At 37.6% G+C, this 22,584-nt stretch carries 16 protein-coding genes and 1 pseudogene; 5 read left to right on the forward strand and 12 right to left on the reverse strand.

Going from position 1 to position 22,584, the window contains the following annotated elements; genetic code table 11:
* Positions 1-191: 191 nt before the first annotated feature.
* The 8 genes from B2C77_RS00605 to B2C77_RS00640 form a co-directional block, all read right to left on the reverse strand.
* Entirely contained in the window at positions 192-2,201 is a 2,010-nt protein-coding gene (locus tag B2C77_RS00605) for a methyl-accepting chemotaxis protein (RefSeq protein WP_176087244.1), read from the reverse strand.
* A 379-nt stretch (positions 2,202-2,580) separates the two neighbouring features.
* Complete coding sequence (locus B2C77_RS00610; RefSeq protein WP_077701854.1) at positions 2,581-3,069, reverse strand: arginine repressor; 489 nt, start codon at positions 3,067-3,069, stop codon at positions 2,581-2,583.
* Positions 3,070-3,236: 167 nt separating this feature from the next.
* The gene (arcC, locus tag B2C77_RS00615; RefSeq protein ID WP_077701855.1) at positions 3,237-4,178 is read right to left on the reverse strand and encodes a carbamate kinase; all 942 of its coding nucleotides are present in this window, start codon (positions 4,176-4,178) and stop codon (positions 3,237-3,239) included.
* A gap of 32 nt (positions 4,179-4,210) precedes the next feature.
* Positions 4,211-5,638 carry an arginine-ornithine antiporter gene (arcD, locus tag B2C77_RS00620; RefSeq protein ID WP_077701856.1) on the reverse strand — a complete coding sequence of 476 codons (1,428 nt, stop codon included), beginning with the start codon at positions 5,636-5,638 and terminating at the stop codon, positions 4,211-4,213.
* 47 nt (positions 5,639-5,685) lie between these two features.
* Positions 5,686-6,702, reverse strand: a complete 1,017-nt coding sequence (argF, locus tag B2C77_RS00625; RefSeq protein ID WP_077701857.1) for an ornithine carbamoyltransferase — start codon at positions 6,700-6,702, stop codon at positions 5,686-5,688.
* A 129-nt stretch (positions 6,703-6,831) separates the two neighbouring features.
* Complete coding sequence (gene arcA, locus B2C77_RS00630) at positions 6,832-8,064, reverse strand: arginine deiminase (RefSeq protein ID WP_077701858.1); 1,233 nt, start codon at positions 8,062-8,064, stop codon at positions 6,832-6,834.
* 462 nt (positions 8,065-8,526) lie between these two features.
* On the reverse strand, positions 8,527-10,194 hold the full coding sequence (argS, locus tag B2C77_RS00635; RefSeq protein ID WP_077701859.1) for an arginine--tRNA ligase: 1,668 nt from the start codon (positions 10,192-10,194) through the stop codon (positions 8,527-8,529).
* A gap of 315 nt (positions 10,195-10,509) precedes the next feature.
* A complete protein-coding gene (locus tag B2C77_RS00640) occupies positions 10,510-11,187 on the reverse strand; it encodes a Crp/Fnr family transcriptional regulator (RefSeq protein WP_077701860.1) in 678 nt (225 codons plus the stop codon).
* Between the two features lie 1,010 nt (positions 11,188-12,197).
* Here B2C77_RS00640 and B2C77_RS00645 point away from each other — a divergent pair.
* The gene (locus B2C77_RS00645) at positions 12,198-12,509 is read left to right on the forward strand and encodes a helix-turn-helix domain-containing protein (RefSeq protein ID WP_176087245.1); all 312 of its coding nucleotides are present in this window, start codon (positions 12,198-12,200) and stop codon (positions 12,507-12,509) included.
* Between the two features lie 151 nt (positions 12,510-12,660).
* Here the strand turns inward: B2C77_RS00645 and B2C77_RS00650 are convergent, their stop codons facing one another.
* Both B2C77_RS00650 and B2C77_RS00655 read right to left on the reverse strand, forming a co-directional pair.
* A complete protein-coding gene (locus B2C77_RS00650) occupies positions 12,661-14,373 on the reverse strand; it encodes a sensor histidine kinase (protein ID WP_176087246.1) in 1,713 nt (570 codons plus the stop codon).
* The gene (locus B2C77_RS00655; RefSeq protein ID WP_077701863.1) at positions 14,360-15,076 is read right to left on the reverse strand and encodes a response regulator transcription factor; all 717 of its coding nucleotides are present in this window, start codon (positions 15,074-15,076) and stop codon (positions 14,360-14,362) included. Before B2C77_RS00655 ends, B2C77_RS00650 begins: the two co-directional genes overlap by 14 nt.
* Positions 15,077-15,491: 415 nt before the next feature.
* Here B2C77_RS00655 and B2C77_RS00660 point away from each other — a divergent pair, with 415 nt between their 5' ends.
* Positions 15,492-16,184: an ABC transporter permease gene (locus B2C77_RS00660; protein WP_077701864.1), complete on the forward strand. Its 693-nt coding sequence runs from the start codon at positions 15,492-15,494 to the stop codon at positions 16,182-16,184.
* Positions 16,185-17,094 (forward strand): annotated as a pseudogene (locus tag B2C77_RS00665) (ABC transporter ATP-binding protein).
* A 140-nt stretch (positions 17,095-17,234) separates the two neighbouring features.
* On the opposite strand, the gene B2C77_RS00670 reads toward B2C77_RS00665, so the two are convergent.
* On the reverse strand, positions 17,235-17,852 hold the full coding sequence (locus B2C77_RS00670) for a fumarylacetoacetate hydrolase family protein (protein ID WP_176087247.1): 618 nt from the start codon (positions 17,850-17,852) through the stop codon (positions 17,235-17,237).
* A gap of 483 nt (positions 17,853-18,335) precedes the next feature.
* On the opposite strand from B2C77_RS00670, the gene B2C77_RS00675 reads away from it, so the two are divergent.
* Both B2C77_RS00675 and B2C77_RS00680 read left to right on the forward strand, forming a co-directional pair.
* Complete coding sequence (locus tag B2C77_RS00675; RefSeq protein ID WP_077702139.1) at positions 18,336-19,220, forward strand: fructose bisphosphate aldolase; 885 nt, start codon at positions 18,336-18,338, stop codon at positions 19,218-19,220.
* Between the two features lie 298 nt (positions 19,221-19,518).
* A complete protein-coding gene (locus tag B2C77_RS00680) occupies positions 19,519-20,433 on the forward strand; it encodes a ferritin family protein (protein WP_077701866.1) in 915 nt (304 codons plus the stop codon).
* A gap of 333 nt (positions 20,434-20,766) precedes the next feature.
* Here the strand turns inward: B2C77_RS00680 and ltrA are convergent, their stop codons facing one another.
* Positions 20,767-22,155, reverse strand: a complete 1,389-nt coding sequence (ltrA, locus tag B2C77_RS00685) for a group II intron reverse transcriptase/maturase (protein ID WP_077701867.1) — start codon at positions 22,153-22,155, stop codon at positions 20,767-20,769.
* Positions 22,156-22,584: the final 429 nt, after the last annotated feature.

Genomic DNA, 22,584 nt, shown 5'->3' on the forward strand with positions numbered 1-22,584 from the left:
TTTTCAAAACATTAAATGGGGGGGATAAATTTTAGTCAACCTATCCTATTTGATGTTTCTTATCCGCTATACACAAATATTCTTCCCTAATCCATATAGATTCTCATTGTTAACAAGTATGAAACTAACTGCTACATCAAATAAATTACTACCATCGATATGAGGCTTCCTTCACGTTATCAATGATCTCTCTAAAATGTAAACTTCGTCATCAACTGATGAAGCTTGTCTGCTAACTTCTCCATTTTTTCCGAATTACGAACAATCTCTTCCATAGAACTACTTGTTTCTTCTGTAGTCGCAGATATTTCTTCTACCCCAGCAGCAGCCTGTTCTGCACTAGAAGCAACCTCCTCAATCGAACGATTCATATCTTGGCTTGACGCTGTCATATCACGGAGATGATTGGAGATGTTTGTAATATGCTCTCCCATTTTAGCAATAGATGTGTTAATTTGTACAAATGTTTCTAACGTCGTTTGAATTTGGCTTGCCCCCACTTCTACCTCTTGGTACCCCGTTTGTAAAGATGTCGTTACGTTCATCGATTCTTGTTGAATATTGCCTACAATTTCCGTAATATCCGTTACAGATGTTGCCACTTCTTCTGCAAGCTTTCTTATCTCCGTGGCTACTACGGCAAAGCCTTGTCCATGTTCCCCTGCACGAGCAGCTTCTATAGAAGCATTCAAAGCTAATAAATTCGTTTGATCTGCAATATCATGAACGATCGTAATTAATTCACTAATCTGTTTTGACTGCTGATCAAGACCTCTCACTTTTTCAACCGCCTCATGAACAATATGATAAATGGTATCCATTTGTTCCTTCGATGCTTGCATTCGCCTGCTTCCTTCATCTGTTAAGTTTTGAACTTTTTTAGAGTTCGTCTCCGTCAGCTCCCCTTTTTCATTCACATCTTTCATTTTCGTGTCAAATTCACCCATCCCATGAGCTAACTGATTCGCACTATGAGCTTGCGTCTCTGAACCTGCAGCAAGTTCCTCCATCGTTGCAGCAATTTGATCTGTACCAGCATGTACTTCATTCGCAAATTGCGTTAGGTCTTCACTATGATGACGAACCGCCTCGGAAGCTGTCTGCATTTCATCCAGTAAATGGCGCATATTTTCCCCCATCTTATTAGAAGCGCGAACGAGTTGCCCTGTTTCATCTGCTGAATGTGAGATTAATGGTGGGTCGCTCAAGTCACCAGCAGCAATCTTATTCATGCGATACATAACAGATTTAATCGGTTTTGTTATTCGATTCGTAATGAGCAAGGAGAGAATGACACCGATAATAATAACGATAATTAAAGCAACAACAATAGGTATAATGACACTTTTGGCTTTACTGGCAAATTCCGCTTGATCTACTGTTCCACCAATAATCCAGCCAGTAGTTGGATTTGTAGCAAAGCTGATCACTTTCTCTTCGTCATTTACTTCGTATTCCAAAGATCCTTGCTTTTGCGTATTTGTTAACTTTTCAAACAAAATCTCATCCATTTGCTGTCCTACTTTTTCTTCCTCTGGATGAACAATATAATGCCCTGCTTGGTCAAGTACCATTGCATAACCCGTTTCTCCTATACTCACCTGTTTTACCATATCCATTAACGTATTGATCGTTACATCAACAGCAAATACACCCTGCAACTTCTGATTATCATAATAAGCCCTTGCTGCTGTCAACACCGTTTTTCCTGTACCTTCATCCACATAAGGACGCGTCCAAATCGTCTCTCCATCTGCTTTTACAGCCTGTTGATACCAAGGTCTTTCTTTCGGGTTGTAGTTTTCATCTAAATCACCTGTAGGATCAATCATATCCCCTGTCTTTTCATCACCTGCGTATATAAACGCAATCGAAGCATGAGCATCTTTAGTCTCTTGTAAACGTGATATTAATTCCGCATGATTTTCTTGTTTATACTCCAACAGTAAGCTATTAACAGTATACTGTTGGATAATATTGTCTGTATTACTAAAAAACATGTCAAATGTTTCGCTCATACTTTTCATTTGGCTTTCTGAACTATTTGTCAGTTCATTCACCATCATTTTAATGGTAAAATTATAACTAATAAGTGCAACTGTTCCACCTGCAAATAGAATGAGCAGTGTAAAAGGAATAAGTAATTTTGTTTTTATTGATTTTTGTTTAAAAATATGTCGGTTATTTTTGTTAGTGATCATATTTACTCCCCTAACAGTTATAAATGATAATACTTGCATGAAGTAACTGGATTTCCAATATTAGAAAAACTTAGCTTATCATTTTACTTACACTATAATCCTTAAAACTTACACTTTCTTAGTGCTAAAAATTCGCTTTTAATTAACAAAACCAAGAAAGTTCGAAGGTAAATCCAGTCACAAGGGGGTTCAAGATAGAGCGGCTCTTTCATTGGCAGCTCATTATTAGTAACCTTTGGAAACATAGCTTATCACCGATGAAAGCCGTTGTCTTACATCTTCTATAAAGAATATAATTTATACTCCCTAAAGTCCTCTTAGGAAACAGCGTATTTACATGATAGACTTATCCAATACATAGCATCCATTCTGGTAAAAACTAGAATTCTTCTAAATTTGTCGTTGTACGGAAATTTATGGAGTTAAATCGATGTTTTATGTTATTCGCCTCCATTTTCGTTCGGCAAAGCAATAAACAGTTGTCGTCTCCGCTAATAACACCAGCAACCTCTTTCCAATGAAGGCACTCGATGAAATAACCAATCGCTTTAGCATTGCCTGGTTCTGACTTTACAATAACAAAGTTACCTGAAACATGAACAGATCGTATCGTATCAGAAAATAATTCCTGCATTTTTTTTATCGGATGATTCGTATGTTTATTAACATTGCCAAAAAAGCAATACACGTTATCCCCATTAGGAAAACGCTTTTTACCTATCTCCATTTCTTTTAAATCTTTAGAGAGTGTGGACTTCGCTACATGATAACCAGCATCGGATAACCGTTTGCGTAAATCTGCTTGTGTTCCAATATCATTTGTCATAATAAGTTCCCTTATTTTTCGTTGACGCTTTTGCTTATTCATACTAGTTTCCTCCTGGAATACGTGAGAGAATCTGTAAACATGTAAATACGTGTTTATCACTCATTTTCATGACGTTTCACAAAGCCTAAAGATAGTCCATTTTGGCATATCATTAGGGAAGAATACATCCAAAATTATTTACAAATTACGATTCTCTCTCATTCTTCCTATGCTTTAACGATCGTTCCGGCACGCCCTTCTATCGCTTCTAATGCTTTATTTAGTGACGTAATAATACATTTCCTTCCTAGTTTTGATTCAGCAAACGCGATGGCAGCTCTTACTTTAGGAAGCATACTACCCACAGCAAACTGTCCTTCTTCAGCAAACCTTTTCAGTTCTTCTACCCCTACTTCATGAAGCGCTTGTTGCTGTGGAGAATTATAATTCGTATATACATGCTCGACTTCAGTTAAAATTATTAAAGTGTCTGCTTGAATTAGTTCTGCTAATGTCTCGGAGGCAAAATCTTTATCGATGACTGCTTCCAAGCCAAAAATTTTATTGTCTTGTCGATATACTGGAACACCTCCACCTCCTGTGCTAATAACAACAGTATCGTTATTCACCATTGATTTAATGACCGCATGCTCTAAGATGCTTACAGGCTGTGGGGAAGGGACAACTTTCCGAAAGCCTCGTCCAGCATCCTCACGAAATTGTACATCATCTGTTTGCATTTGTTTTTTAGCTTCCTCTTCGGAGTAAAAAGGACCAATAGGCTTTGTTGGATGACGAAAAGCTTCATCAGTAGGATCTACTTCTACACGTGTAACAATAGAAGCAACCTCTTTATCCAATCCTTCTTTCTGCAATTGTTCATCTAACGCATTTTCCAACCAATAACCAAGCATTCCCTGACTCATTGCCCCACATGTATCTAAGGGCATGGCAGGTGTTTGTTCACTATCTGACTGTATTTGCTGTAATAATATATTGCCAACTTGAGGACCATTTCCATGGGTAATGGCTACTTGGTAACCTTGTTTTATAATCTTAATTAATTGTTCTGCTGTTTGGTTTAATGCTTGCTGTTGCGCTATAGCAGTGGCACTTCCAGATTGAATCGCATTTCCACCAAGCGCAATAACGATGCGTTTACCTCTCATATTCCCACTCCTTTTACTGAATATTTCGTTTTTTAAATATTTATTTTTCCTGTCAATAATCCAGCTAGTGCGATAACACCTAGGATAACAATGATAAACATGAACATTCTTTCTATTTTTGTATCTTGTTTTTGAATATTATTTTCTTTTAATGCCCATTTATAAAGAATAATGCCTGGTGCATACAGCAACATTGTTAACAATAAATAATCGATTCCAGCTGCATATACAAGCCATATTGCATAAATACTTGCAATGACACCGACGATTTTTTCCTTTTTACGTTTCTTCACTGATTGATACGTTTCGCCCGTTAAAGTCAGTTTTACTTGATAGAATGCAGACAGCATATACGGAATTAAAATCGCTGAAGATGCTAGTGAAAAAGTAAAGTTATAAGCCGTTTCTGAAAATAAAAGTGTAATTAAAAATAGCTGTACGAGACCATTTGTTAGCCATAAAGAGTTAACAGGTGCTTTATTTTTATTTTCTTTGGCTAACCATTTTGGAAACACTTTATCTTTTGCAGTGACATAAGGCAATTCAGCCGCAAACATCGTCCATCCTAGCCATGCTCCCATAACAGAAATGATTAGCCCGAGGTTAATAACAATGGCTCCCCATTTTCCGACAATTTCTTCCATCACGTAAGCCATAGCTGGGTTAGGTAATGCGGCTAACTCCTCTCTAGGCATAATTCCTAAGGAGAGTAAAGAAATTAAAATATAAATAAGCAAGACACTGATCAAACCAATGACAGTTGCTTTTCCTACATCAGATCGATTTTTCGCCCGCCCGGACATAACAACTGCGCCTTCAATACCAATAAACACCCATAATGTTACAAGCATCGTACTTTTCACTTGTTCTGAAACAGATCCCCACGAAAACCCTTCACTTCCCCAAAACTCAAATGTAAAAGTATCCCATTTGAATCCAATAATTGCAATGATAAGAAACAGGAATATTGGGATTACTTTTGCAATCGTAGCAATTGTGTTAATAAATGCAGCAGAGTTTATCCCTCGCAATACCAGGTAGTGCACGAGCCATAAAGCAACTGATGCTCCTAGTATACTGGCTATATTTTGCCCTCCTTCAAATACCGGGATAAAATAACCAATGGAGGAGAATACCAACGTCGCATAGGCTACGTTACCTAACCAAGCGGATAGCCAATACCCCCAGGCACTATTAAAACCTAAAAACGTGCCAAACCCATCTTTCGCATAGCTGTATATACCACTGTCAAGTTCGGGTTTTCTCATTGTTAAATTTTGAAAGACAAAAGCAAGTGCTATAATCCCAATTCCAGTTATAATCCAGCCGATAATGACAGCACCAGCATTGGCTCCAAGCGCAATATCTCCCGCTAAGTTAAATGCGCCTCCACCGACCATGGAACCAACTACAAGCGCAATCAACGCAACGAGACTTAGCCTTTTATCGTCTTCACCCATTTTATTCACCTTCTTTTAAAGAGTAGGGAGAAAAACGTTTCTCCCTCTTAGCTTTTTACACTTCCGTTTGTCGCAGCCATCACAGCTTTAATCGTGTGCAACCTATTTTCTGCTTCTTCAAATACAAAGGAATTTTCACTTTGAAAGACCTCATCTGTTACTTCCATTTCTTTAAGACCAAACTTTTCATAAATTTCTCTACCTACTTCCGTCTCTAAATCATGAAAGCTTGGTAAACAGTGCAAAAACATCACTTGCTTATTCCCTGTTTTGTCGAGCATTTTTTTATTTACTTGATAAGGAGACAGTAATTCTATTCGTTCTTTAAATTGGTCTTCTTCTCCCATAGACACCCAGACATCTGTATAAATCACGTCAGCTCCCGAAACTGCTTCATCAATGTTCGACGTAACTGTTATTTTGCCACCAGACTCTTTAGACACTTCTTTGGCATAAGCAATGACGTCTTGTTCAGGAAACAAACTTTCAGGTGAACAAATGCGTACATCCATACCGACTTTTGCACCACCAATTAGCAAGCTATTTCCCATATTGTTTCTGCCATCACCAACATAGACCAGTTTTACGCCTTTAAGATGACCAATATTTTCTTTAATTGTTAATAAATCAGCAAGAATTTGCGTTGGATGAAATTGGTTCGTTAATCCATTCCAAACTGGTACGCCCGAATGTTCGGCTAGACCATTAACTGTGCTTTGTTCAAATCCTCGAAATTGGATACCATCAAACATTCTTCCTAGCACAATAGCTGTATCACGAACAGACTCTTTCTTACCAAATTGAATATCATTCTTTCCAAGGTATTCTGGATGGGCTCCTAGGTCGATACAAGCAACCGTAAAAGCACATCGCGTTCTCGTTGACGGTTTTTCAAATAATAAAGCAATATTTTGCCCCTCCATGTAGCGATGCGTGATGCCGGCGTTTTTCTTTTCTTTAAGATCGCTAGCAAGATCAAGCAAATAGTGAATTTCTTCTGTTGTAAAATCTTTTAATGTTAAAAAATGTCTACCTGCTAATTGATTTGTTAAAGTTGTCCCCATATTTCTTCCTCCTCGTAGTTGGGTAGAAGAAGGTAAATGGATAAGATGTTCCTTCTTCTATCCACATTCATTTGATCAAAATCTCACAATAACTGTTTCATCCCTATTCTTTTTTCTCCTAGAATTGATTTAGATATCTTTACGAACAAGTGGCATACTCATACAACGCGGACCGCCACGCCCTCTAGATAATTCAGAACTGATAACCTCTATAACTTCGATTCCATGTTCGCGAAGTAGTTTATTGGAAACATAGTTTCGGTCATATGTGACAACGACGCCTGGTGCAATCGCCAATGTGTTCGATCCATCGTTCCATTGTTCTCTTGGTGCCGCAATAACATCCCCACCACCACATGGAATTAACGTTACTTCCTTCAAACCTAGCGCCTCTTTCAACGCCTCCATTAAATTCGTTTTGTGGGTAATCTTGACTGTATCTTCATCTCTTCCTTTTTCAAGAACATAAATATTCATTTCGCCTTTTTTATTTTGAATTTCTGGATGAATGGTGAATTTATCGTAATCCACCATTGTGAAAACAGTGTCTAAATGCATGAACGCTCTGGATTTTGGTATTTCAACAGCAACGACTCGTTTCATATCTGCTTGTCGTTTAAACAGGTTGACAGCTAACCGTTCAATAGATTTTGCCGCTGTTCTAGCACTAATTCCAATAGCAACGGTATCCTTGCTTAACACAAGCTCATCGCCACCTTCGATTGGATGCGGGTAGTCTCTGTCTAACCAGATTGGAATATCATATTGCGCATATCTTGGATGATGATGAATAATGTAGCTCATAAATAAGGATTCTCTCCTCCTAGCTACTTCTCGCATCGTATTAATCGTTAAACCATTGCCAATCGTTGCTGCTGGATCCCTCGTAAAATATAAATTCGGCATTGGGTCTAAATAGAATGGATAATGGTCATCTAATAACTCATACAAATGCGTCTTTTTATTTACTGGAATCTCTGATTTCCTAATACCAGCCATTATTTTTTTAACCATTGCTTCTGTTTCAAACGATAGTAAATAATCAACAATTTGTTGCGAAGAACCATTCATGCTTAAATTGGATTCCTTAAGCACATCTGCCACAAATTTCTTTTTTAAGTCATCTGTATGAAGTGCTTCTGTCAATAAAGTTGTAAGGTACAACACTTCTATTCCTCGATTGCGTAATGTTTGAGCAAAGTAATCATGTTCTTTTTGAATAAGAGGTAAATATGGAATGTCATCAAATAGCAAATGTTGTAAGTACTCAGGAGTTAAATTTTCAACTTCCTCACCTGGCCGATGTAATAAAACCGTTTGTAATTCTCCAATTTCTGACGTAACATGTAATGGATGTTTCAATTCAATGACCTCCTAAAATAAATGTTTTATCTTTCACTATCTATCTTAATTTCCTTTCGTTTTCCCTGATGCGTAAGCGGTTACAGGATAATTATGAAATTTTTCTCTACCTCTCTGGCAAATATCGACATTTTTTGTATGAGATAACCACACGCTAAATGTGAATTTATTCACATTTAGCGTGTGGTTATTTTGTTCTTACACCCTCTCGTTCGTTCTGTAGATGAGATGGCGAGCGTTTTTCGTGCTAGGGAGAGCGAATTCTGCGTGGGGGTGAGCGTTTTTCGGACTAAATGGAGCGAATGCCTCGCAAGGGCGGGCGATTTTCAAACGAGCAGGAGCGAATTCCGCTCGAACACAAGCGATCCATTTCTAGCTCCTCGTTTTGCTTCTACATATTTTTACAATACAAATAGCCGAACAATTATCTTATGATTGTTCGGCTTCTATTTATATAACGTTTTACATTTTTTCTGGTGCATGTACACCAACCATACGAAGCGCATTACCAAGCGTTATTTTAACTGCTTCTAGCAACGCTAGCCTTGCTTTCGTTACTTCTAACTGACTTTCATCTAACACTTTCTCTGCATTATAGAAACTGTGCAATTGAGAAGCTACATCAAATGCATACTGGGTTATTTTATGCGGAATTCGTTTCTCCGCAGCATCCAACACCAGTTGCGGAAATGTAGCTAATAGCTTTAACAAGTTTATTTCACTCGTTTGTTTTAATAAAGAACTGTCATACTTTTCATAAGCATAACCATTTGTTTCTGCCTTATCTAATAACGTACAAATTCGTGCATGCGCATATTGTACATAATAAACCGGGTTGTCATTCGATTGGGAACGAGCAAGATTTATATCAAAATCCAAATGCGTATCACAGGAGCGCGTATTCATCATGTAACGCATGGCATCAACGCCTACTTCTTCCATCAGTTGCCTTAGTGTTAGCGCCTTTCCAGACCGCTTACTCATTTTCACTCGCTCGCCGTCTTCAAATAAATTCACCATTTGAATAATCTCCGTCTCTAACTTCCCTTTTGGATACCCTAATGCTTGGATTGCCGCTTCCATTCGCGGAACATAACCATGATGATCCGCTCCCCATACGTTAATTAACTGATCAAAGCCACGCTCCAATTTATCGTTATGATAAGCAATATCAGACGCTAAATACGTGTAGCTTCCATCTGATTTAATAACGACGCGATCTTTATCGTCCCCATATTTTGTCGTCCGAAACCATGTAGCACCATCCTGTTCATAAATGTCACCAGATGTGCGCATTTTATCGAGCGCTTGATCTACTTTCCCCTTTTCATATAAAGACATTTCCGAAAACCATTGATCAAATGGCACCCGAAATTGGTTTAAATCATGCTCGATCTTTTTCAATTCAAAGTCTAATCCGTAGCGCCGAAAATAAGCTAAACGCTCTTCTTTCGGTTTGTGCAACCATACATCGCCTTCATCTGCGGCTAATTTTTTCCCAATATCAATAATGTCTTGTCCGTAATAGCCATCCGCTGGCATTTCCGCTTCTCGTCCTAGCGCTTGCATATACCGCGCTTCCACTGATAAAGCAAGGTTATGCATTTGATTACCAGCATCATTGATATAATATTCTCGCTCGACGTGATAACCAGCAGCTTCCAATACGTTACCAAGCGCATCCCCATAACTCGCACCACGAGCATGACCTAAATGAAGATCCCCTGTAGGATTGGCAGAAACAAACTCAATTTGAATACGATAATCTTTCGTATCATGTTTGCCATAATCCGCTTGTTCTTCCAAAATATACGGTACTAACGGTGTTAAATAATCATAGTCCATAAAAATATTAATAAAACCAGGTCCAGCAATGTCCACCTTGCGTATATATGTACCTGCTACATCGATGTGGTCGACAATAGCTTGGGCGATTTGCCTTGGCGATTGCTTTGCCATTTTTGTCAGTTGCATAGCAATATTCGTTGCGTAATCACCGTGCTGTTCATTGTTTGGCTTTTCTAAGACAATTGGAGGAACATCCGATATTCTCTCTATCCACTCCGTTTTTAAAACCGCTTGCTGTATTACATTTCTTATTACATCTTCCGCTTCCCGTCGAATATTCATTTTCCTTCCCTCCCTATTTGTTCAATAGATCACATATAAATGTAATCGCTCATTGTTTTTATTAGAAAAACTTAGAATGTCTCCAAGTCCTTATGGTGAAAGGCGTAGTTTTTCTTATACTATAAACCTTTAAACTTTCATACTTTCCTATAGTGCAAAGATATGACCTAAAGCCATCTAAACGAAAAAAAATAAAGTGCTACTCCTTCCTAGCCTTCACCAAATAACAACTTCTCATTATCGTAGCTGGAAACTTGCAACACCATATTATCCGAGATAAAAAGGTGTTCGCTCATGAACAGCCATACTGGTTTCCTACACGGCAAAATAATCTCTATCATATATAATAAAACGCCTGTCCTCCAATATAAGAATACCTGATTTTTTTAAATCATTATAAATATGCGAAACAGTTTCACGAGACGCACCTGTTAATTTCGACAACTCCGTTAACGTCATTGGTAAATCGATAATCCATCTCCCGTTATTCTTATAACCAAAATCTTTGATCAAACATGCTAGAGACTGCTCTACCCTATCTCTTACGTTTGAAGTAGTTAAAGTTTGGAGGCGATTTTCATGATATTCCAATATTTTTGATAAATGATGAATGATAGCGAAAATTTGCTTCGTATTATACATTGCCTTTTCTTCTAAAATTCTTGTGGGGATATAATATACAACGATATTCGTTAGAGCAGATGCTGAGAAATGATAGAAATTATCTTTAAAAAAACCACCGTACGGAAACATATTATATGCTCTTACATAGTCAACATAAAGCATGGTTCCATCCGAACTAACTTTTTCTAATTTTACAAACCCTTCCTTTAAAAAATAAATCCTCTCTCTAGGATCACCCTCCATAAATAATAATTGGTTCTTTTTATATGTTCTTAAAAACAGAAAGTTCTCTAAATCAAATAATTCCGCTCTCGTAAAATACGATAAAAATTCAAATTGACTATAGTCTATTGTTTCTTTCACTTTCATACTAGTATGCCACCCCCATAACTATGTAGAAGTGTAAAGTGAATTTTCAATCAACAGGAGTTTTTTAATCCCCTTCCTCACTGCTTGTCGTATCATTATAAAAACTTGACTTATTGCCAATTCTTTATACGATAGACCCTTATTTACTTTTATATATTGTAAAAGCTCATTTAGTATGTTTCATTTCAACTCGTCCAGTACACTTGAAAATTTTATTTTAGAAAAGCTTGCGATGTCTTTATGGCGATGAAATACCGATGTTTTGTGCTTATACGATAAATCCTAAAAGTTTTACACTTTCCCACGGCGCAAGTGAAAGTAAGGAATAACGCATCGTTTTCCTTATCGTTCATCATATAAGATAGCGCTTTCAATAATTGTTCATTTTCGTTGTCTTTACAAACAATAAATTATGAAGAACACAAAATCTGAAATAGTCATTGTGACATAATAAATAGTGTTATTATTGTTTCAAGTCGACATAAGAAAAAGATCATCTATAAGGTAAATCGAATGAGCATATTTAATGAACTAAAACGTACTTAAAGCCCCGTTCATACCACAAGCTCTAAGTTCTATTGCTGTTCTTATTAGTTGTATGAGCAAATGTTTTACATAGTTTAAGGTAGACTTGATTTAGCGTCAAAATTGTAAGTAAAAGTAAAAATTTGCATTCTTTATATGGTTGAATTTATATTCAATCTCGCAATATGCGACGGCCTTTTTTTAAAATTATCAAATGTTAGAAAAACTTGACTTAACGCCAAAGCTTCATTGGAAAAGCCATCATTTTGTTTATACGATAAAACCTAAAATTTTTACTTTCTAAATTAGAAGCATATTGGGCATACCTAAGTGATATAAAAACATTCTTATTCTAGGCACAATAAGCAAGGAACCGTCCACATTCCCAAAAACCAATTACCAACTTGGTAATTAATTTTATAATAGCTTTTTTTCTTGATCATGTCAAGCAGTAAATTACCAAACTGGTAAAAGAGGTGAGCATTTTGGATGATATTGGAAAAAGACTCGTTCAATTAAGAAAATTAGAAAATCTAGGTCAAAAGGAGGCAGCAAAACTGATAGGAATTTCTAGTGTTAATTTATCCCGTTACGAAAAGGGAAATCGAACTCCTAACCCTGACATGATAAAAAAACTAGCAAAATTTTATTGTGTGAAGCCATCCTACCTAGCCTTTGGCGAAGAAGAGCATTTAAATTTTCTATCTGACATAACGAAAGAAGAAGCAAAAATGTTAAAAGATTATTTGATTAGAATTCGTGAAGAAAGACAAAAGCACGGGGGAGAAATTTTATAAGAAGAGAAGAATTAATGATGTTCCAAAAAAGTTAGGCTTGTGGTTTATAAGAAGCAAGGACCTGTAACATTAAATGTAACTGCTTAACTGTTTATAAATACATCATTTAATGTTACTACCTTGTTCTCGCTAATGATAAAGAGACCTATTCCTAACTCAAAGGCAATAAAATACGAATTACCGTCCCCTCTCCAGGCTTACTTTGCACCCGAATCGATCCATTGTGTAGTGCAATCAATTGTTTGGAAATCGCCATACCAAGACCTGTTCCGCTATCTGTTTCGGTGGTGTTCGTACCTCGATAATAACGGGTAAATAAGTGGTTGACGGTTTGGTTATCCATGCCCACACCATTATCTACAATCTTAATCACCATTACATGCTGCTCGATCAACTCGGTGGATATGGTAATAATTGTCCCTGCAGGGTTATATTTGATTGCATTTGCTATGACATTATCCATAATTCGCTGAAACCATTTACGGTCAATGAAACCGATAATCTCGTTATGAGATGGTTGAAAGCGAAGTTCCTTATCAGCATACAACTTATTGTTCATAAACTGAAGAATTGTTCTACGAATACATTCGTTCATGTCTGTGCACTCTTTTGTAATCGGCAATTCTCGGTTTTTTAATTGATATGTTATGTTTAAATCTTCAATCAGATCTTTCATATACGTTGATTTTTTGCTTATTACAGAGGCAAATTCTCTTATTTCAGCTTCATTCCAAGAATACGCATCAGACTCCATCATGTTCGCATATCCTTGTATAGAGGCCAACGGTGTTTTTAAATCGTGAGAGATACCACTCACCCATTCTTCCCTTGACCGGGATATACGTCTTCGTTCTACATCTCTTTCCCGTAGAATATCCGTTAATTGTGTTAACGTAAAGAATAGATCTTTATAAAGTCGATACTTTCTTTTTATGTCACCATATTTATTGAACAACATAGGTTGTCCTGTTCTTGGATGTACTGGTTGCTCGTAGCTGCCATGTCCAAGATTTTGAAGCCACCTTATAAACATAAGTAATGGGGAGCTAAATTTGTGTGCATACCAGTAAGTGGCCAATAACAAAAACAAGATAACGAAAACAGCCACTACAATGACACTATTACTAATCTTCCCCTCCATGTTTCCTGCAAGGCTAGAAGAGGAGGTTGGCTCTTCCCCAACAATTAAAGTAAGTCGAGAAGGCTCATGAAAATAACTTTTCGCATGACTCCATTTTTGATCCGCTTCGATAGCAATTAAATCTTTTGTCGGATAAGATGTTGGAGCATCTTTCCCATAACTGTCCAATGTCTTTCCAGTATAATCCACAAGTAACGCCCAACCATCTATCTTATCCAGTTTCGTTTTTACCGACCCTAAAAGCTCTAACTTTTGATTCTTCCAGCTTATATTTTCTTTTATTTCTTGCATGATATTTTTTTGCCAGTTATGTTTGCCAAATACGACATAGTACTGCTTTTCTGCAAATTCTCCCCATACCCAGTATGTACTTATATTATTGTCTTCGGAATACAATAACGTTTCCATACGTTTACCTTTCAAGCTTGGAGGGGTGTTATGAGAACCAATTACTTTGCCTTCTTCTGTTAAAACAGCAAGCCAACCATCTTGTTCTTCCACTCGTATTTTTAACCCCTGTTCGATCTCGGCCGTTCCTGCTTCTACTTCTACACGATTTTCAATAAATAGATCACTAGCCTTTGTCAGATCTTCCACTGACTCTGTTTGTTCTGTGAAATAGGAGATTAAGATAAATATCGTTATGTTGAGTACAAACGCAAATACAAACAGCATCAGTAATTGCAAGAGCAATTGCACTATAAATCTTCTATGTATTTGCATGCGATCCACCATCTGGTATAAATTTATAACCAAGCCCTCTCACGGTAATTACATAGCAAGGCTTACTTGGATTTCCTTCTATTTGTTCCCTTAATTTACGTATATGTACCATGACGGTATTATCTTCCCCTAAATACTCCTCGCCCCAAACTTGCTCATAAAGCTGGCTTTTACTAAACACTTGATTCGGGTGCTGACAAAAAAATAATAACAATTGATAAACTTGTGCTGGCAATGTAACTTTTTTCCCTTTCAGCATCACTTCAGCAGACAGCGTGTTGATCCGTATATTCCCATCATCATAATACGTTTTTTGACGGTGAGCCGTTCGACCTTGCTTTCTCCGCAAGTGCGCCTTTATCCGAGCGACGACTTCAAGTGGATTGAACGGTTTCGTAATATAATCATCCGCTCCTACCGCAAAGCCAGATAGCTTATCCAAATCGGACGTCCGAGCTGTTAAAAAGAAAATAGTTGCATCGGAAATAGCTCTAATTTTAGGGCAGACATCAAAACCATCCTCCCCAGGCAGCATGACATCTAATAGAATGACGTCGTATTGCTTACTTTTACACAGTTGGATAGCCCCTTCAGCCGTCTTTGTAACATCAATATGGGTGAATCCTTCTTTACTTAATATAGTTTGTAGCATTTGTAATATGGCTTGTTCATCGTCCACAATTAATAACGGAGAATGTTGCATAAAAACACTCCTAACAGCAGTTTTATGATAGATATATAGAACCTGTTTAGAACTTGGCCTTTTATCAAAGTTTTTAGACAATTGCCGTAGTTTTTCTTATACTATAAACAAAATAGTGCAAGATGTGGCAGTTACAGCTGGACAAGTCTCCATAGAAGATAACAGCATTTAACCACGATTGGATAAAAGCCCGTCTAAATATTGATTCACTTTATCTATTCTTTATCATACCATCGCCTTAAACAAAACATAGATCAATTAAGGAAAAATTAAGGTGCTAGTTGCTTCACGTTAAGGTTGGCTATTTATAATAGATTTACAGAGGTTGTTCAAAAAGTACACTAAAGTGGAATGCTCATGTTTTGAGCTAGTACGCTTTGAACGGAACCTTACATTGGAATGAGGAGGAGAAATCATGCTTGCCATTAGCAAAAGAGAGTTTATTGAATCTTTTAAAGGAATTAAACCAATTATTATCATCGCTATATTTTTAATTACCGCCTATTATTCAGGCAAATTTTCCGATTTGCTATTATCTGCAAATATTGATTTTACGGCTGAAGAACTAGAAGTCATTCACACAATTGCCATTTCCGGACTCTTAATAATATTTGGTATGCTATTTGTTATGGGACTATCACACGATACGATGAATCGTGAAATTCATGAGCGTACCATTCGTTTTTTAGTGACACGTACTTCACGCTCTGCCATCATTATTGGAAAGTTTGTAGGTATTTGGTTTTTTTGGATCGTTTGCTTAGTTACTTCCTTCTTGGTCATTAGCATATTTGTACATAAATTTGACATGATTACTTTATTCCAGGCTACAAGCTTGGTTGCGTATTATCTTGCTCTTACTATTTTATTATCTGTACTCATCCCGAAACCAGGCTTTACCATGTTTCTTAGTATTGTACTTGGAATAGCATTTCCTATTTTTAATTCTTGGACTGTATTCACTTCCAATCCTTGGGTAAGCTGGATGAAATATCTACTTCCCTTCTATTATATAAATGATCGTAATTTCTATTTTGTTGGGATTTTATTATTAGTCGGTGTTATCTTATTTATTGCAATAGCAATATTTAAAAGGAGGGAATGCTAGATGTTTGCTATTGAAACAAAGCAGTTAACGAAAACCTTTGGAAAAAACAAGGTTGTCGATCAGATTGACTTGCAAGTGAAATCAGGAGAAAGAAATATTAGGTTTTTTAGGTCGCAATGGTGCGGGAAAATCGACTTTTATTAATATGCTAACAGGGATCATCCAACCTAGTTCGGGATCGTACTCTCTTTTAGACGTACAAGGCCCGAATGATGACATAAAAAAGCAGATTGGCGTCATGCCCAATTACTCTGCTTTATATGCTTCTATGACTGCGATGAAACATTTGAAATTTTTAGCAGCTGTTTCTGAAAAGCCTGTATCTGATGAACGTTGTATGGACATATTAAAACTTGTTGGGCTTGAAGAACATGCACATAAAAAAGCGGGCAAATTTTCATTTGGGATGAAAAAGAAACTTGCTATTGCTCAAGCAATCATTCATGATCCGCAACTTATCTTCCTTGACGAACCAACGTCCGGACTTGATGCGGAATCGGTTATTCACATTCATCATTTAATTCAACAATTACATCAACAAGGAAAAACTATTTTTATGACGTCACACAACTTAGATGAAGTAGAAAAAATATGTTCCCGTATCGCTATTATGAAAGACGGAAAAATAGGCAAGATCGGCTCCATGGATGAATTACGTGCATACTATCAATCTACCATTACTGTAACTATTAAGCATTCACCAATCCGCTCTACTCATTTACCAACACTCGAACAATGGCTCACTTTAACAGGCACACAGCTAGAAATGAAAACTTCCCAGTTTACGATTCATGTTGCGAGTGAAAAAAAGATTGCGGAAATAATTCGCGCACTTGGTAAATACAACATAGATATTTATCGCGTAGACGTAGATGAGCCTTCTCTGGAAGAAATATTTTTAGATGAGTAAAGCGGAGAAATCTCACTAAGAAAACAGGCTTTATAGCGAAAGCCGTACATTTTGTTTATACGATAGTCCCTAAAAAGTAAGAATGGAAAACAAGCTTGCCAGTTCAAAATAATGAGCTGGCAAGATCTGCTTATGGTTTCCTATCGTACACGAAAGCTTCCCTTTACTTCTTCGCCCCATTTCAATGCATACGTTTCACCATGATGAATCGGCCCGACGCCTTCAGGTGTGCCTGTATAAATAATATCTCCTGCTTTTAAACTAAAATTTGCTTGCAAGTAATCAATTATTGCTTGAAATGGAAAAATCATGGAAGCACTATTTCCTGTCTGCACTATCTCTTTATCACGTAATAAGGTGAAATCTTTTTCTAAACAAGCTGCTTGTCCAGGGAAATCCCAAAGATCCGTATAAGCCGCCGCATTTTTAAACCCCTTTGCCACAAGCCATGGATGCCCTTTCTTTTTCAGTTCTGTTTGCACATCGCGCAATGTAAAATCAATTCCTAAAGCCATTTTTGTCACTACATCATCCACTTTATCTCCTGCTGAAACATCTTTGCCAACATATAAAATAATCTCTAATTCATGATGGATTTCGCCTTGGTTAGCTGGAAAATCAATAGGAGTGCCATCAGCAATTACCAAGGAGTTGGTAGGTTTTGAAAAAATCAAGGGTTTTTCTGGTATATCGTTCCCTAACTCAACGGCATGATCTGCATAATTACGTCCAACGCAAAATATATTGTTTATTTTCATATGTATCCCCCTCCGTTTAGATACTGCTTTTAAATCATTATTTTACTCGAATAACTTCTATATTAAACTTTAAATTATTGGATACTTATTGTTCTTATTTTTCTATTATTGTATCATACATGCTACAAGTCGGGGCTCACAAACTTACAAAGCGTTTATGCAACATACAAAACACAATTACTAAGAGATTTAATGTAAAATGAATTCATTTTCATGCGTTAAACTATATCCTTTTTGTTGTAAGTGCTACAATAATAGTAGATGAACTGTTCATTTAAATGAAGCTGGCTTTTTGCGTTGTAGAGCATGTCTATCGTAAAAAAAGCTACTTGTGGCAGACATTTATTTAATACGGAACCTTTGAAATCAAAGGTTATATTCCCCAGATTGGACAGTCACTAAAATCTGTTGCTTCTGTCACCTTCTTATGTATAATTCGTTCTGAGCTGAAGAAGCTAGCACTATTACTAAAAAGGAGTGGAAATCATGCAACAACAATTTGAAAAAATGAAAAACGGCAAAGGTTTTATTGCCGCACTGGATCAAAGTGGGGGCAGTACTCCAAAAGCATTAGCTGCTTACGGAATTTCTGAAGACGCTTATTCCAACAAAGATGAAATGTTTGATTTAGTACACGAAATGCGTACACGAATCATTACATCGCCTGCATTTGATTCAAATTACATTTTAGGGGCTATTTTATTTGAACAAACAATGGATCGTAAAATTGAAGGAATGTATACAGGCGATTACTTAGCTGAGAAAAAAGGAATTGTACCCTTTCTAAAAGTAGACAAAGGACTTGCTGAGGAAACAAATGGCGTCCAATTAATGAAGCCTATTACAGACCTTGACGAAACATTAAAACGGGCAAACGAACGCCACATATTCGGTACAAAAATGCGCTCTGTGATCAAAGAAGCAAATGCGGAAGGAATTAAAGCTGTCGTAGATCAACAATTTGAGGTTGGTAAACAAATTATCGCTGCTGGTTTAGTTCCAATTATTGAGCCAGAGGTAGACATAAACAGCCCAGAAAAAGAAAAATGCGAGCAAATGTTAAAAGTCGAAATTCTCAAACATTTAAATAACTTAACGAAAGATGAATTCGTGATGCTAAAATTAACTATCCCTACTGTACCAAACTTGTATAAAGTGCTTATCGATCATCCAAATGTTGTGCGTGTTGTTGCGTTATCAGGTGGTTACTCAAGAGATGAAGCAAATGCCAAACTAAAAGAAAATGATGGATTAATTGCCAGCTTCTCTCGTGCACTTAGCCAAGATTTAAATGTTAGCCAGACAGATGAAGAATTTAACCAAGCATTGCAACAAGCGGTTAAATCGATCTATGAAGCTTCAATTTAATGCATTTTCATGCTTTATATAAAGGGAATTTTCAATCCTTGGGGGAGTTTTTTGTTCATCCCCCAAGGATTTTGTTTAGATGAGCGAATTGCATATTTAGTAGCTGTTATCTCCCGGTTATACTTGTTGCTCAGCATCTTTCCATTTTTGAAATGGGAGTCTTACAGTGCCTTATATACGCGAAATAAACTTACCAACTATACGCCAGCATCTTTAATAATTTGAACAACAGTCCTGCACTCCGCCTATTTTCACAACATATACTATGACAGTATGAAGATAGAAGGAGGACCATATCATGCAACCAAATTATGATAATTATCATTTGCCTACCCAATACAATCGACCAACAAATCAAACACATCTGATGAATCAAATCCAGACAGCCATTCACGCAGAGTACAGTGCAATAGCCTGCTATGAAAAATTAGCGTCTTTAGCGCCAACTTCCTTTGCAAAACAACAGATCTTGGAAATACAACAAGACGAAAAGCGCCACTTAGAAACATTTACCCATATCTATACGAGATTAACGCATAAACAACCAACTTATCAAGTTACCGAATCCTGCCCAGACACCTATGATGCAGGCATTGCATTTGCATTTAAAGATGAGCAAGGAGCCGTGGATTTTTATTTAGACATAGCAGATCAAGCTGAAGATCAGTATATAAAAGAACGATTCCGACGTGCCGCTGCCGATGAACAAAATCACGCGGTATGGTTTTTATATTTACTACATTCCACATCACAAAAGCCACCAAGGTGCTATCGCCAAAACGAAAACTATGGCGCTAAAGGGGCACTGAATGACCCTAATCTCACATTGATGTCCATGCTCACTTACGCACTTCAAGACGAGTATTTGGCTCAAGCCAGATACAATACGATTTTAGAGACATTTGGCTACATTCGTACATTCGCACAAATTCAAGAAGCAGAAAAGCGGCATATCGGAGCCTTACTAACGTTATTTGACCGTTATCAAGTTGCCATACCAGAAGACGCATCCGCAAAGTTCGTAACCACCCCGGATAATATAAAAGCTGCCTATGCTCAAGGCGTAGAAGGGGAAATAGATAATATTTCTATGTATGAAAAATTTTTAACGTATACTATTCCAGCCGATATGCAAACTGTTTTCTCTCAGTTACGAAATGCCTCCTTAAATCATTTACAAGCATTTGAAAATGGGCTCGCCAGACATTCATGAGAAATAATGTGTGAAAGGCATGTTAACTTTTCAAAACAAAGGCACAAGCGCACGTAGCAACGTAGCTATTAGAACCAATCAACGGAGATAAAGGAATCACGGTGAGGTACGATCCGATGATGACTTATCTTAGGGATAATGGAGTGAAGTTATCTCGTTGCTGGGCGATGAATCTAGACGTGGCTAATCATTTCAAAAACAAGATAACGAAAACAGCCACTACAATAACACTATTACTAATCTTCCCTTCCATACGCAATCGAGTAGAGGGAAAAGTTAAGTAACTTTTCACCCCTCTCACACCACCGTACGTACCGTTCGGTATACGGCGGTTCAATAGTTTGAGTGTACGAACTGGTATTGTAGAGCGATGTCTTTATATCCTCTCGATGCCAGTTCTTTATCTGTTAATGAACGATGGAGTACATAACTACTGGATATAACCCAGTAGCCCTTTCTTGTATTCGACCATTCATAAGCTTTATGTTTATCGATACCTAAGCGAATTAGATTTTTCCTTTTTGTGCGTGGGTTTTTCCACTGCTTCCAGATATATTGTCTAATTCTTCGCTTCAACCATCCATTGAGATTCTTTATAAATCCTTTCATTTCCCCTATGCCATAGTAGTTTATCCAACCTGTCATAAGTTGTTGGATTTCTTTAAGAATCACTTCGAGATGTCGTCCACGATTGCGTTTGGTGATCCGCTTGAGTTTCCTTTTGACGGTCGCTTTCGCTTTATTATGCGGACGAATTTTGACACCCTTCTTCATAGCTAATAAGCAGAAGCCAAGAAACTTACGTTTCAAAGGACTTCCAACCGCACTCTTTTCTCGGTTAACAATTAAACTCAGATCCCTCTCAAGGAAGTTCGTTATATTATCCATTACCCGATATCCTGCTCTCCTGCTTTTCACATAGATATTACAGTCGTCCGCATAGCGGACGAATCTGTGACCACGCTTTTCTAATCGTTGGTCTAATTCATTCAGATAAATATTACTGAGTAACGGCGATAAGTTTCCACCTTGCGGCGTTCCTTCTTCCGATTTCTCAAAGATACCGTTTATCATAATTCCACTCAATAAATACTGTCTTACCAAGCGAAGCACGCGCTTATCATCTATCTGTTTTTCCACGAAATACATCAGTTTGTCATGATTTACCGTATCGAAGTAGGATTTCATATCCAAATCCACCACATATTTGTACCCTTGTTCGTAGTATGACTTTGCCCGTATGATGGCTTGATGTGCACTACGTTTTGGACGAAACCCAAAACTATTATCGGAGAACTTTGGTTCAAATATTGGTTGGAGCACTTGGTTAATCGCTTGTTGAAGCATCCGGTCGATGACTGTCGGAATCCCCAGTTTTCTCTTTCCACCGTCTGGTTTCGGGATTTCAACCCGCAGGACGGGTTGCGGTTTGTATTTTTCTTGATATAACTGGAGTAATAGTTCCTCTTTATGTTCCTTCAAGTATGGAAGTAGTTGGTCGCACGTCATACCGTCTACACCGGCTGCCCCCTTATTTCTGACGACTTGAAGGTAAGCTTGATTGAGATTGTTCCTTGACAGGATTCTTTCAAACAGATTGGATACACCATTTTGATTGTTCTTTTCACCATGTAAGCCACTATGCGCTTCGACATACCCTTCATGTTCCACACTATCTCTCTGCCGATAGCCAGATTCTCCTGTTTTCTGCAGTTGTCGCACCTTACACACCTCCTAGAGCTTTCAAAACGACTATTGTTCGGTCCTTCATGTTTCGTCAAGTAACATTACTATGACCTCTGCTGACTTCTTGTGATTCACCAAGACGTCATCGTCTTGGTTGTGCTGGTTTGTTATCATTCAACTCCCACTGCACCCTCACAAGACCTCCCCCGGTAAGAGCGAAAACTTTCCTCCCATGTAACTGCTAGATTTACTGTATAGGTTTCGGGCAGTATTGGACTTCAGTTTGTTAGGCAACCTTATCCGACCTAATTCAGCCTTCTATCTAGTTTCTGTTCGTCAGTTCAGGAGTTTGCGTCCGACTTCCTTCAGCCACTACCTCGCGATAGCCACCTTGTCTTTCGCTAACAGTTCCTACTGCCATGCCTGTAGTGGACTTTCACCACCAAGTTTTCGCCCATGCAGGGC

The organism is Virgibacillus dokdonensis (assembly GCF_900166595.1).
Lineage (GTDB): Bacteria > Bacillota > Bacilli > Bacillales > Amphibacillaceae > Virgibacillus > Virgibacillus dokdonensis.